Origin of the sequence: Bifidobacterium amazonense, from assembly GCF_018555435.2 — a bacterium.
GTDB lineage: Bacteria > Actinomycetota > Actinomycetes > Actinomycetales > Bifidobacteriaceae > Bifidobacterium > Bifidobacterium amazonense.
The window spans coordinates 1-12,523 of the sequence record NZ_JAFEJT020000078.1 but is presented as its reverse complement, the minus strand read 5'-3'; the positions used below and the strand labels follow the sequence as shown (position 1 = coordinate 12,523).

At 66.3% G+C, this 12,523-nt stretch carries 8 protein-coding genes, 1 tRNA gene and 2 pseudogenes; 5 read left to right on the top strand and 6 right to left on the bottom strand.

Translation table 11 applies throughout. The features are described 5' to 3' along the window. Positions 1–361 (top strand): HAD hydrolase family protein (locus JS533_RS12480; RefSeq protein ID WP_241515035.1); only part of this gene is annotated, 361 nt, incomplete at its 5' end. Positions 362–440: 79 nt separating this feature from the next. On the opposite strand, the gene JS533_RS12475 is transcribed toward JS533_RS12480, so the two are convergent. The 3 genes from JS533_RS12475 to JS533_RS12465 all read right to left on the bottom strand — a co-directional run bounded on the left by JS533_RS12475 (position 441) and on the right by JS533_RS12465 (position 2,149). Beyond that, the gene (locus JS533_RS12475; protein ID WP_241515034.1) at positions 441–1,565 is read right to left on the bottom strand and encodes an alpha/beta hydrolase; all 1,125 of its coding nucleotides are present in this window, start codon (positions 1,563–1,565) and stop codon (positions 441–443) included. A 116-nt stretch (positions 1,566–1,681) separates the two neighbouring features. After that, on the bottom strand, positions 1,682–1,831 hold the full coding sequence (locus JS533_RS12470; RefSeq protein ID WP_241515032.1) for a hypothetical protein: 150 nt from the start codon (positions 1,829–1,831) through the stop codon (positions 1,682–1,684). Between the two features lie 245 nt (positions 1,832–2,076). Next, positions 2,077–2,149, bottom strand: a tRNA-Arg gene (locus tag JS533_RS12465). A 150-nt stretch (positions 2,150–2,299) separates the two neighbouring features. Here JS533_RS12465 and JS533_RS12460 point away from each other — a divergent pair. Further along, a complete protein-coding gene (locus tag JS533_RS12460) occupies positions 2,300–3,562 on the top strand; it encodes an endonuclease/exonuclease/phosphatase family protein (RefSeq protein WP_241515030.1) in 1,263 nt (420 codons plus the stop codon). Positions 3,563–3,665: 103 nt separating this feature from the next. Here the strand turns inward: JS533_RS12460 and JS533_RS12455 are convergent, their stop codons facing one another. Together JS533_RS12455 and xseA are read right to left on the bottom strand one after the other, a co-directional pair. Next, positions 3,666–3,962: an exodeoxyribonuclease VII small subunit gene (locus JS533_RS12455; protein ID WP_241515028.1), complete on the bottom strand. Its 297-nt coding sequence runs from the start codon at positions 3,960–3,962 to the stop codon at positions 3,666–3,668. A gap of 56 nt (positions 3,963–4,018) precedes the next feature. Continuing rightward, complete coding sequence (gene xseA / locus JS533_RS12450; RefSeq protein WP_420838664.1) at positions 4,019–5,314, bottom strand: exodeoxyribonuclease VII large subunit; 1,296 nt, start codon at positions 5,312–5,314, stop codon at positions 4,019–4,021. A 358-nt stretch (positions 5,315–5,672) separates the two neighbouring features. Between xseA and nrdD the strand changes: the two genes are divergently transcribed. The 3 genes and pseudogenes from nrdD to JS533_RS12435 form a co-directional block, all read left to right on the top strand. Next, positions 5,673–8,069 (top strand): anaerobic ribonucleoside-triphosphate reductase, encoded by a 2,397-nt coding sequence (gene nrdD / locus JS533_RS12445; RefSeq protein ID WP_241515026.1) that lies wholly within the window; start codon positions 5,673–5,675, stop codon positions 8,067–8,069. 225 nt (positions 8,070–8,294) lie between these two features. Continuing rightward, complete coding sequence (gene nrdG, locus JS533_RS12440; protein ID WP_241515037.1) at positions 8,295–9,002, top strand: anaerobic ribonucleoside-triphosphate reductase activating protein; 708 nt, start codon at positions 8,295–8,297, stop codon at positions 9,000–9,002. Positions 9,003–9,396: 394 nt separating this feature from the next. Next, positions 9,397–12,264, top strand: a pseudogene (locus JS533_RS12435) (acyl-CoA dehydratase activase); the annotation flags it as partial. A gap of 105 nt (positions 12,265–12,369) precedes the next feature. Here JS533_RS12435 and JS533_RS12430 read toward each other — a convergent pair. Further along, positions 12,370–12,471 (bottom strand): annotated as a pseudogene (locus JS533_RS12430) (hypothetical protein); the annotation flags it as partial. Between the last annotated feature and the right edge of the window lie 52 nt (positions 12,472–12,523).

Genomic DNA, 12,523 nt, shown 5'->3' with positions numbered 1-12,523 from the left:
CACCGTGTTCTTCCCCGGCAACGACGCCGAGGACGTCTACCGCGAAACCTACCGGGACGCATGGTCGGACCGCTACATGGTGACGAACGCCGGCAGGATGTGGATCGACATGATGAACCCCGGCGTGAACAAGGGCTCGGGCCTCGCCCGCCTGTGCGAGCATCTCGGCATTGATGTCGCGGACGCGTGCGCGCTCGGCGACACGTACAACGACGTGCAGATGCTCGAGGAGGCTGGCCACGGCTACGTGGTGGCCAACGCCGAGGAGCATATGCACGCACACGCCGGCTGGCTGGCCCCGAGCAACAACGATCGGGGCGTCGCCGCGGTCATCGATGCGGTGCTCGCCGCGCGCTCGTAGCCTGCCGCGGCGATTGACTGTGCACGATCGATCGCGCACGGTCAGCCGCGGACGGTCGTGGCAAGTCGGTCAAAGACGATCAGCAGCGGTCGAACGAGAACCGGGCGATCGCGTCGAGCGCCTGCTGGCTTTCGTCAAGCCACGTCATGCCGACCGGGTAGACGTGGCCGAGCGTCTCGTGACGCGCGACCTTGCGGTCCGACAGTTCGAAATCCGCTCCCTTGCGCGACAGTGCGGTCGCCAACGCGAGCGCGTCCGCCTCGAGGAAATCGTCGCTGGACGTGAGGATGAACAGCGGCGGCAGATCGACGTTGGCCACGATGCCGTCCGCGGTCAGATACGTCGGATCGGCCGCGTCGAGCCCGTCGAAGAACTCCGTGCCGAGCATCCGCTCGAGCGTGACCCGCTTGTCCGGATCGTAGGCGATGCCGTTGCCGGCCGCGCGCTCCACGGCCGCGGGCGAGGCGAGCGAATACACGCCGCACACCAGTGCGCCGCCCGTAAACCGCAGCCCGGACGGCTGCCCGACGCCGAACGCGGCGGCCGCCTCCGGGCTGTTCTCGATCGCCAGCGTGAGCAGCGCGAGCGCGCCGCCGGCCGAGTCCCCGGTGACGAACACGGCGTTCGGATCGACCGGATACTCGCCCAAATGCGCGCGCAGCCAGCGCAATGCCGCCTGCACATCGGCCAGCTGGCCCTTGAGCCCGGTCTGCGGGGCGGGGCGGTAGTTGAGCGAGACCACCGCGAAGCCTCGCGAGGCCAGATGCGTGTTGAAGTTGCGGTTGAGCTCCTTGTAACCGTAGGTGAAACCGCCGCCGTGGATGTCGATGTACACGGGCGTGGTGTGCCCGCCTCGCACCGTCGCCTCGTGCGGCAGGTAGATGTCGAGCAGATGGCCGCGGCACTGCCCGGCCGCACGGTCCGTGCCGCCGTCCGGCAGGTAGGCGATGTCGCAGATCGCGTCCACGTTGTCCGGATCATGCCAGTATTCGGAACGCGGCAGGTCGAACAGGGACGTCTGATAGCGGTTCGTGGCGATCGTGCGAGCCCGTTCGGGATCGCAGCCGTCAAGGTCGCCGTCGATTTCCGTCCAGTACGAGAAACGTTCGACGAGCGCCGCGTCGAACGCCGGTGTCGTCGCGGTATCGTCGGCGCCGTCCTTGGTCGTGATGCCGTCCGGATCGGGATTGGTGATGCCTGCCATGATGCCTCCATTGGTCGCGTGGTCTTCCGCGCTCCATGATAGCGGCTGCGCGGGCGCGCCGGGCTGTTCCGGCGGGGTCGGACGGCTCCGCCGGAACAGTGCGTCGGCCGCCTTCGTCAGCCGTCGATCGAGTGGCCGGCGAGCGCGTCGAACGCCGCGCGCCCGCCCTCGCCGTCCGTATCCGGCCGTTGACGGTAGTCTTCGATGCGGCGTATCTCCGTCTTGATCAGATACCGTTCCGCGAAATCGAGTGTCGTGTACACCATCGTTGCCCCCTGTCGTGGTCTGCGGCGCATCGTCCCCTCCGCCGTGCCACCCATGAAACCACAGGCCGCCGCGCGACACAAGGGGCCTCCTATAGCGAATGTCGATAACCCGTTGCAGCGCGGAATAGCGCGAAGCGCGATTCCGGGACCACTCGGACGATTCAGCGTTGAACCCGTATGTGCAAAACATGAGGGCCGGGATATGGAACAGGGTCCGAAACGCGTGGTTTCAGACCCTGTGACGGTGCCCCGGATCAGATTCGAACTGACGACACCCGCTTTAGGAGAGCGGTGCTCTATCCCCTGAGCTACCGAGGCGACAAAGTTCTATTGTACATGCGGCCCGTACAGCGCCTCGCCGTGGCGGGAACGTCCGACGCCGTTGTGGCTCCTGTGAATGGTTCGCGCGTATGCGCGGCCGGCCGGGCGGCGCACGATATGGTGGTGGCGGAAAGGAACGGGATGCGCATGGTTGCAAGGACAAACGGCCGGACGGGCAACGACGGCGGCTCGAGGCGGTCGACGACGCACTCCGGATCCGCGTCGCGTCCCGCAACGGGAACCCGGACGACGCGCGTCAGCCGGTCGACGGGCGCAGGCCGCACGTCGGGCGGCGGCCGGTCGGGCGGCACCGCCCGGCGGTCCGGTGCCGGCCGACCGACCGGCACCGGCCGTTCCAACGGGGCCGGACGATCCAATCGCAAGACCCGAGCCTCCGTTCCGCCGTCGCCGTCCCCGGCCCGCCGCATCGCCGGCGTTCTGGCGTGGGCGCTGGCCGTGACGTCGCTGACGGGCACGCTCGCCCGCATGCTGCCCGCCGATCTGCAGGCGCTGCCGTATCTGCCGGTGCTGATCGCGGTCACGCCATGGTTTGCGCTGTGCGCGGCCATCGCGCTCGCATTCGCGCTGGCCGGCCGTCGCTGGATCGCGGCGCTGGCCGCCGTTGCGTGCATCGTCGTGCAGGCATGGTGGCAGCGGCCGTTCCTGTCGCTGTCGTCGAGTCTGTCGCCCGCCGCGATCGCGGCCGTCTCCGGCGCGTCGGCGAACACGCGCGACGCGTACGCGCGCGTGATGACCTGCAACGTGTACAAGGGCAGGGCCGACGCGGCGTCGATCGTCAAGTTGGTCAGCGAACAGCGCGTGGAGGTCCTCGCGCTGCAGGAGACGACCGACGAGTTCGTGCAGGCGTTGGACGAGGCCGGCATCCGCGACTATCTGCCGTACTCGCAGGTGTCCACGTCGGACGGCGTGTACGGCAACGGACTGTGGTCGGCCACGCCGCTCGGCGACCCTGCCGACGACGACGTGAACTCGAGCGCCTCGTTCATGCCGGGCGGCACCGTGACGTTCGACGGCACGGACGTGCGGTTCGTGTCGGTGCACACGACGTCGCCGACGCGCGGATACTGGCGTCAGTGGAAGCGTTCGCTCGACGAGCTCGGACTGATGCGCTCGCACGGGAACGTGCGATATGTGTTCATGGGCGACTTCAACGCGACGACCGACCATGCGTCGTTCCGCGGGTTCCTGGGGGACCGGTTCTCGGACGCGGCGCAGCTGGCCGGCCATGGATTCACGTTCACGTGGCCGGCCGACCGGTTCCCGCTGCCCCGGTTCGCCGGCATCGACCACGTCGTGCTCGACAAGGGCATGACGGCCGGGCAGATGCAGGTCAAGCGGATCCCCGGATCCGATCACGCCGCGCTGCTTGCCACCATCGCCGTGGGATGACGGAAGGCGCCGCCTCAGTCGAGATTCGATTGGGCTGAGCCGTGAAGCGGACAGTCCGGTGGACTGTCCGTAGGCGAAGTGAGCCGCTTGCGGCGAAGAGAACTCAGTCGAGGTTCGACTGAGTTCCGGCGGTGTCGGCGCTGGCGGCCTGTTCGGCCTGCGCGGCGTCGAGCCGGGCCTTGACGTCGCTCAGCAGGCTCTGCGCGCGCTTGGCGAGCGCCTCGCCGATCTCCCACTGGCGCATGGACTGGTCGAGGTTCAGGCCGCCCGCCTCGAGCGCCTGCACGGCCTGGATGAGCTTGTCGCGGGCCTCCTCGTAGGGCATCTGCGCGATGGCCTCGCGCTCCTTGTCGGTCAGGGAGGATGCGGTGGTCTGCGTGTCGTTGGTCTTGTCGGTCATGGGTGTTCCTTTGTGTTCCGGGATGGTTGGTACGTGTTGGGCGGATGCGGGCCGGCTCAGGACACGGTGGCGTTGAGCTGTCCGTGCTTGAGCGTGACGGTGATCGGGTCTCCGGTCGAGACCGTGCTCGGATCGTCGATCACATGTCCGCCGGCGGCCTGCACGACGGCGTAGCCGCGGTCGAGCGTGGATTGCGGGCTGAGCGCGGTCAGGCTGGCGTGCAGTTTCTCGATGGTCAGGCTGGCGTCGTCGGTGATGCGCCGCAGTCCGATGTCCATGCGCCGGCGCGCCTCGTCGATGAACCGCTGGTGCGGTTCAAGCATGGTCAGCGGCCGGGTCAGGCTCGGCCGGTTCGCGTAACCGTCGACGAGCCGTATCTCGTTGGTCACGCGTGCCTCGATGCGCATGCGCATGCGTTCGATCGCCCCGGTGACCAGCTGCCACTGCTCGTTGACATCCGGCACGACCTTCTTCGCCGCGTCGGTCGGCGTGGAGGCGCGCAGATCGACGGCCAGATCGATGAGCGTCCAGTCGTCCTCGTGCCCGATCGCGGAGACGATCGGCGTCTCGCACGCGGCGGCCGCGCGCACGACCGATTCGTCGGAGAAGCCGATCAGATCCTCGAACGCGCCGCCGCCGCGGGCCACGATGATCACGTCCACGTCCGGATCGGCGTCCAGCATGCGGATCGCGGCGACGATGTCCGGCGGACACTGCGGTCCCTGCACGTGCGCGTGCACGACCTTGAACCTGACGGACGGCCAACGCAGGTTCACGTTGGTGATCACGTCGCCTTCGGCGCGGGCCTGCGGAGCGCATATCAGCCCGATGCACGAGGGGAATTCCGGCAGCGGGATCTTGCGGTCCGCGTCGAACAGGCCCTCGCCCTTGAGCTTGCGGCGCAGCTCGTCGATCTGCTCCTTGAGCCCGCCGCCGGAGCCGAGCCTGCGGATGTCGTCGCCGATGAAGCTCAGTCGCGTCTGCTTGATCCAGATGTCGGCCTTGCCGTGGATCACCACACGGTCGCCCTGCCGGAACGCGGCGGCCTTGCGCGCGAAGTCGCGCCAGCCGGAGACGGAGATCGCCACGTCCTCGAAGTCGTCGCGCACGGTCAGATACGCCGAGCCGGCGCGGCGCGTGTTGATCTCGGTGATCTGCCCGCAGATCCACGCCGCGGGCCACTTGTCCACGGCGACGTGGAACTTCTGGCTCAGCACGGACACGGGCCATGGGTTCTCCGCCGTGGTCTGGCTGGCCAGCCGCGGCAGCTGGTCGATCGGCCGGGGCGCGGCCGGCGCGTTGCCGCCCGCGAAGGACGGCATGCCCGTGAGGTATCCCATATCCTGGTTCATGCCCTCCAGATTCGCCCACCGGCCGGACGACGGCGTGTCCGGGCATGCCATGCCGTATCCTCGTTTCGGCCCTTGGCCCGGAGCACGGCGGGACGCCGGCGCGGGATCGGACGGGCGCACGCCGCGACACGCGGGACGTGATTCGTCACTTAAATCACACATTGTCGTTTTCCGGCGTCATTCCGCCGATGACCACTATATTTAGGTTTGAGACGGCGCGTCGCCACTAGATATCGGGTTGGGGTTGCCGTACAGTACTTAAGGCCGCGCAAGGCGCGGCGGTGCGACACCGGTCCGCAAGGGCCGTCCGGATAAGTGAAGACAGACGGGAACAGGCAAATCTATGGAAGGACTTCAGATGGAAGCTCAGATGATGAACGACACCGCATCGGGCACCCGCGGCGCCGTCGGCACCGTGCTGGTGGAGAAGCGTGACGGCCGCGTGGTCGACTTCGACCCGGTCAACATCATCGAGGCCGTCAAGTCCGCCTTCGGCGACCTCGACAAGGAGGTCGGCCCCGAAGAGGAGAAGATGATCCGCGGCTTCGCCAACCAGGTCGAAGGCGAGATCAAGGAGCGCTACAACGGCCCGGCCAAGATCGAGGACATCCAGAACCTCGTCGAGCACGCGCTCATCGACGCGCACCTGTACGACGTCGCCCGCGCCTACACCAACTACCGTCTCGACAAGGACATCCAGCGCGCCAAGGCCACGGACGTCAACGAGGCCGTCGCCCGCTTCATCAACCAGGATCCGACCCTCATCCACGAGAACGCGAACAAGGACGCCAACGTGTACGCCACGCAGCGCGACCTGCTCGCCGGCGCCGTCTCCAAGGCCGCCGCGTTCAACATGCTGCCGCCGGCCGTCTCCAACGCCCACATGAAGGGCGACATCCACTTCCACGACGCCGACTACTCGCCGTTCACCGCGCAGTCCAACTGCAGCCTCCCGAACTTCTGGGACATGCTCGCCAACGGCTTCACGCTCGGCAACGCGCCGATGGCCTCCCCGAAGTCCATCGCCATCGCCGCCACGCAGATCACCCAGATCATGAAGGACGTGGCCTCCAGCCAGTACGGCGGCCAGACCGCCAACCGCGCCGACGAGCACCTCGCCGTCTACGCGAAGAAGGACTACGAGAAGTTCCTCGAGGAGGCCCGCGAGACCATCCCCGACGGCATGCCGGTCGAATTCGCCCGCCGCCAGGTCGAGAACGCGAAGGCCAACGAGCCGTCCAAGCTGCACTTCGGCAACCGCGAGCCGCTGCCGATGGACACCCCGTTCCACACCGACGTCGACGAGCTCGAGCAGGAGCGCGAGATCCTCGCCAAGATCCGCACCCGCAAGTCGATCTACGACGCGATGCAGACCATGGAGTACCAGATCAACTCCAACCGCGTCTCCAACGGCCAGACCCCGTTCGTGACCATCGGCTTCGGCCTCGGCACCGACTGGTTCGCCCGCGAGATCCAGCGCGCCATCCTGCTCAACCGCATCCGCGGCCTCGGCAAGGAGCACCACACCGCCATCTTCCCGAAGCTCGTGTTCACCCTCAAGCACGGCGTGAACGCCGACAAGGGCGACCCGAACTACGACCTCAAGCAGCTCGCGCTCGAATGCGCCACCAAGCGCATGTACCCGGACGTCGTCTTCTACGAGAACATCGTCAAGATCACCGGCTCCTTCAAGGCGCCGATGGGCTGCCGCTCCTTCCTGCAGGGCTGGATCAACCCGGCCACCGGCAAGGACGAGGAGGACGGCCGCATGAACCTCGGCGTCGTCTCCGTGAACGTGCCGCGCATCGCGCTCGAATCCCACGGCGACAAGGCCCGCTTCTGGAAGCTGTTCGAGGAGCGCATGGAGGTCGCCCACCAGGCCCTGCAGTTCCGTATCATGCGCTGCAAGCAGGCCACGCCGGTCAACGCCCCGACCCTGTTCCGCTTCGGCGCGTTCGGCCGCCTCGGCGCGGGCGACAACGTCGACCAACTGTTCAAGAACGAGCGCGCCACCGTCTCGCTCGGCTACATCGGACTGGCGGAGACGACCGCCGTGTTCTACGGCAAGAACTGGATCCGCGACCACGGCTGGGATCCGGAAGGCAAGGAGTTCGCGCTCTCGATCGTCAAGCGCATGAGCGAGCTGTGCAAGCAGTGGAGCAAGGCGGAGGGCTACCACTACTCCGTGTACTCCACGCCGGCCGAGTCCCTCACCGACCGCTTCAACCGCATGGACCGCGAGAAGTTCGGCCGCATCGAGGGCGTGACCGACCACGACTTCTACACCAACTCGTTCCACTACCCGGTTTGGCTGCAGCCGACCCCGATGGAGAAGCTCAACTACGAGAAGGACTTCCCGTACTATGCCTCCGGCGGCTTCATCAACTACTGCGAGTACCCGTGCCTGCAGGACAACCCGAAGGCGCTCGAAGCCGTGTGGGACTATGCCTACAACATCGGCATCGGCTACCTCGGTACCAACACGCCGATCGACCACTGCTTCGTGTGCGGCTTCCAGGGCGACTTCGAGCCGACCGACGAGGGCTTCAAGTGCCCTGAGTGCGGCAACTCCGACCCGGACAAGTGCAACGTGACCAAGCGCACCTGCGGCTACCTCGGCAACCCGGTCCAGCGCCCGATGGTGCACGGCCGCCACGAGGAGATCTCGCACCGCGTCAAGCACATGAGCGGCGAGACCGGGCACGTGACGCTGTCGGACGGCACCGAACGCGAGTGGTTCGAAGAAGCTAAGTAACGTTCCTGTGATCGGGTGTCCGTGGACTGGGTCGGGAATGCGTATCGCGACACGCTCCGGGCCGCTCTGGCCAAGTCTTTACGGTCTCGACACGCATTCCTGACCCAGTCCACTCGCCGATCCGTTACGTTACGTTTGGCGAAGCGGAAGATTATTGAGAGACGATCCGTATGGTTACGGATCGTCTCTTGTCGGTTATGACGACGGATGATGATGGAGACGATGATGGACGGGAAGATGGGCCTGCATGATTTCGCGGCGGGGGAGACCGGGAGGGGACCCTCGATTCCGACCGACGAGGCGAATAATCCGCGCGCCGGGCAGTGGGACGGACGGCGCATGTCCAAGCTCATGATCGCCGACTACAAGACGTTCATCGTCACCGACGGCGAAGGCGTGCGCAACTCACTGTACGTGTCCGGCTGCCCGTTCCACTGCGTCGACTGCTTCAACTCGTCCATCTGGGACTTCCAGGCCGGCCACGAATACACGCAGCGGCTCGAAGACAAGATCATCGACGATCTCAAGGCGCCATGGGTGCAGGGCATCACGTTCCTCGGCGGCGAACCGCTGCTCAACACGCCCGTGCTCGTGCCGCTCGCGCGGCGCATCCGCGAGGAGTTCGGCCAGAGCAAGGACATCTGGTGCTGGACGGGATATACGTGGGAGGAGCTCATGCGCCCCGGCGAGACGCCGGACAAGCTCGAACTGCTGCGACTGATCGACGTCCTCGTCGACGGCCGGTACATCAAGTCGCAGCACGATTCGCTGCTGCAGTTCCGCGGATCCAAGAACCAGCGCATCCTCGACGTGCCCGCCTCCCTCGCGGCCGGCAAGCCGGTCATCTGGGCCGGACTGCACGATCAGGAGCGCGACATCCCCGAGATCTATCTCAAGGACCGTCTGTCCGGTGAGGACTCGCAGGCCAGCTGAAACGCCGGACTTCGCAAAGTTCGCGCAATAACGACGGGCGTGCGAACTTTATGAGGTTTGACGGCCCTGAATCCTCGCAAAGTTCGCACGCGCTCCATTATCGTGCGAACTTTGTGAGGAGACGTCACTCCATCCACCCATCGTCCGGCCCGCAATCCGACAAAACCGTGCAACGCGCGGGGTTTTGCCGCTTCCTCTGTTAGATAAATCACGCCGAACCGGCCCCGGGAACGGGCCCTTGGGCGGGGCTTCAGACTAGAGTAAGGAACCTGAGAGGCCGGGCAATGCGCGGAACGCGTTGCGCCGCCGGGGATGCGGACGCCAGTGCGAACACCCCCGCGAGCGCCGGAACAACAGGATATCCGCGCCCCGGAAATTCGTTAAAGAGGTTGGCATGGTGAACGAAGCACATACCGCGGCCGCGGGCCACGATACGAAGCCGTTGCGCGTGGGACTCGACATCGGCTCCACCACGGTCAAGGCCGTGGTGCTCGACCAGTCCGATTCGCTCGGCGACACCATCTTCTCCGACTATCGCCGCCATCACGCCAACGTGCGCGCCACCGTCGCGGGACTGCTTGTCGACATCCACAAGGAGCTCGAAACGCGCGGCCGCGGCGACGAGCCGATCCGCCTCGCCATCACCGGCTCCGGCGGCCTCGCGCTCGCCGACAGCATGCACGTCCCGTTCGTGCAGGAGGTCATCGCCGAAACCGAGGCGATCGACAAGGAGTATCCGGCCGCGGACGTCATCATCGAGCTCGGCGGCGAGGACGCGAAGATCACGTACCTGAAGCCCACTCCGGAACAGCGCATGAACGGCTCGTGCGCGGGCGGCACCGGCGCGTTCATCGACCAGATGGCCACGCTGCTCGACACCGGCGCCTCCGGCCTGAACGAGATGGCGAAAAGCTACGAGAACCTGTATCCGATCGCGTCGCGATGCGGCGTGTTCGCCAAAACCGACCTGCAGCCGCTCATCAACGACGGCGCGGCCAAGCCGGACCTCGCCGCGTCGATCTTCACGGCCGTCGCCACGCAGACCATCGCCGGCCTCGCCTCCGGCCGCCCGATCCATGGCACCGTCATCTTCCTTGGCGGCCCGCTGTTCTTCATGAGCGAACTGCGCGCCGCGTTCCAGCGTGCGCTCGACGGCAAGGTCGACGAGTTCATCGTGCCGACCAACGCGCACCTGTACGTCGCGTACGGCGCCGCCCTGCAGGCCGACATGGACAAGGACGACGAAGGCCACCATTTCGAGGCGCGCACCTGCGACGACATCCTCGCGCGTCTGGACGAACTCAAGAACCTGCCGTCCAACACGCCCACCATGCCGCCGCTGTTCCCGACCGAGGCGGACCGCGAGGCGTTCAACGAGCGTCATCACCGCGAGCATGTCCACATCGGCACGCTCGAGGGCGCGCACGGCCCGCACTTCCTCGGCATCGACGCGGGATCGACCACCATCAAGGCCACGCTCGTCAACGACGACCGCGAGATCGTCTGGTCGAGCTACGCGAACAACGAGGGCAGCCCGCTGACCGCGGCCATCAACATCGTCAAGAAGATCCAGTCCGAGCTTCCGGAAGGCGCGTGGATCGCACGATCCTGCGCGACCGGCTACGGCGAGGGCCTGATCACCACCGGCCTGCATCTCGACGAGGGCGTGGTCGAGACGATGGCCCACTACCGCGGCGCCGAAATGGTCAGCCCCGGCGTCACGGCCGTGATCGACATCGGCGGCCAGGACATGAAGTACCTCGCCATCACCGACGGCGTGATCGACTCGATCGCCGTCAACGAGGCGTGCTCGTCCGGCTGCGGCTCGTTCCTGCAGACCTTCGCCATGTCGATGGGCCTGACGATTCAGGAGTTCACCCAGAAGGCGCTCGCCTCGACCCATCCGGTCGACCTCGGCTCGCGCTGCACGGTGTTCATGAACTCGTCCGTCAAGCAGGCGCAGAAGGAAGGCGCCTCGATCGAGGACATCGCCGCCGGCCTGTGCTATTCGGTCGTGCGCAACGCGCTGTACAAGGTCATCAAGCTGCGCGACTCCGGCGAACTCGGCGACACGGTCGTCGTGCAGGGCGGCACGTTCCTCAACGACGCCGTGCTGCGCGCGTTCGAGCTGCTCACCGAACGCGAGGTGACCCGACCGAACATCGCCGGCCTCATGGGCGCGTACGGCGCGGCGCTCACCGCGCGCATGCACTACGAGGACGTCGCCGACGACGATCACGAGCATGTGCTCGTCGACGGCACGTCGGCCGAGTCGACGAACGGTACTGCGAACGACGCGGCCACCGCGGCCGCGAGCGTCGTCGATCCCGCGGCCAAGTCCGCTGACATGGCCGGCGTCGACGTGACCAATGCGGCCGACGTCGCCGACGATCACCGGAACGAGGTCGTCGTCGACGGCGTGCACCACACCGCATCGTCGATCCTGTCCGGCGACGAGCTCGACAACATGTCGATGACGACCGAACGCGACGTGTGCAAGCTGTGCCAGAACCACTGCAAGCTCACCGTCACCACGTTCTCCGACGGCTCTCGCTTCGTGACCGGCAACCGCTGCGAACGCGGCGGCGACGCGAAGAAGAAGCGAAGCGACCGCCCGAACCTGTACGACTACAAGTACAAGCGCTGCTTCGCCTACCGTCGCCTGACCGACAAGAAGGCCACCCGCGGAGAGATCGGCATCCCGCGCGCGCTCAACATGTACGAGAACTACCCGTTCTGGTTCACGCTGCTCACGTCGCTCGGTTTCAAGGTCATGATCTCCGGCCGGTCCAGCCACGAACTGTTCGAGACCGGCATCGAATCGATCGCCTCCGAGAACATCTGCTACCCGGCCAAGCTTGTGCACGGCCACATCAAGTGGCTGCTCAACAAGGGCATCAAGACCATCTTCTATCCGTGCGTGAGCTACGAGGACAACCTCGTGCCGAACACCGACAACCACTACAACTGCCCGGTCGTGGCCAACTATCCGCTCGTCGTCGGCGCGAACATGCCCGAACTGCGCGACGAGGGCGTGCGCTACATGCACCCGTACTTCAACCTCGCCAACCACGAGCTCATGGTCGAACGCATCGTCGAGGAGTTCGCGTGGGCGAACGTGACGCGCGAGGAGGCCGAAACGGCAGTCAAGGCCGCATACGCCGAGGACAAGGTCTTCAAGAACGACGTGCAGCAGGAGGGCTTGAAGGCGCTCGCGTACATGAAGGAGCATGACTGCCGCGGCATCGTGCTCGCCGGCCGCGAGGAACTCGGTCAGGTCGAGCTTCTCCCCCGGCTGCAGTTCGCAGATCGAGTCCTCGGACAGCACGACCATGCCGAGCGAGCAGATCGTCTCGGGGATGCCGTGGTTGATCTCCGGGTCGACGTGGTACGGGCGGCCGGCGAGCACGATGCCGCGGCAGTCATGCTCCTTCATGTACGCGAGCGCCTTCAAGCCCTCCTGCTGCACGTCGTTCTTGAAGACCTTGTCCTCGGCGTATGCGGCCTTGACTGCCGTTTCG

Excerpts from the sequence above, each read along its gene's own strand:
- JS533_RS12475 (WP_241515034.1), bottom strand. The coding sequence starts at position 1,565 with ATGGCAGGCATCACCAATCCCGATCCGGACGGCATCACGACCAAGGAC.
- JS533_RS12470 (WP_241515032.1), bottom strand. The coding sequence starts at position 1,831 with ATGGTGTACACGACACTCGATTTCGCGGAACGGTATCTGATCAAGACG.
- JS533_RS12460 (WP_241515030.1), top strand. The coding sequence starts at position 2,300 with ATGGTTGCAAGGACAAACGGCCGGACGGGCAACGACGGCGGCTCGAGG.
- JS533_RS12455 (WP_241515028.1), bottom strand. The coding sequence starts at position 3,962 with ATGACCGACAAGACCAACGACACGCAGACCACCGCATCCTCCCTGACC.
- xseA (WP_420838664.1), bottom strand. The coding sequence starts at position 5,314 with ATGAACCAGGATATGGGATACCTCACGGGCATGCCGTCCTTCGCGGGC.
- nrdD (WP_241515026.1), top strand. The coding sequence starts at position 5,673 with ATGGAAGCTCAGATGATGAACGACACCGCATCGGGCACCCGCGGCGCC.
- nrdG (WP_241515037.1), top strand. The coding sequence starts at position 8,295 with ATGGACGGGAAGATGGGCCTGCATGATTTCGCGGCGGGGGAGACCGGG.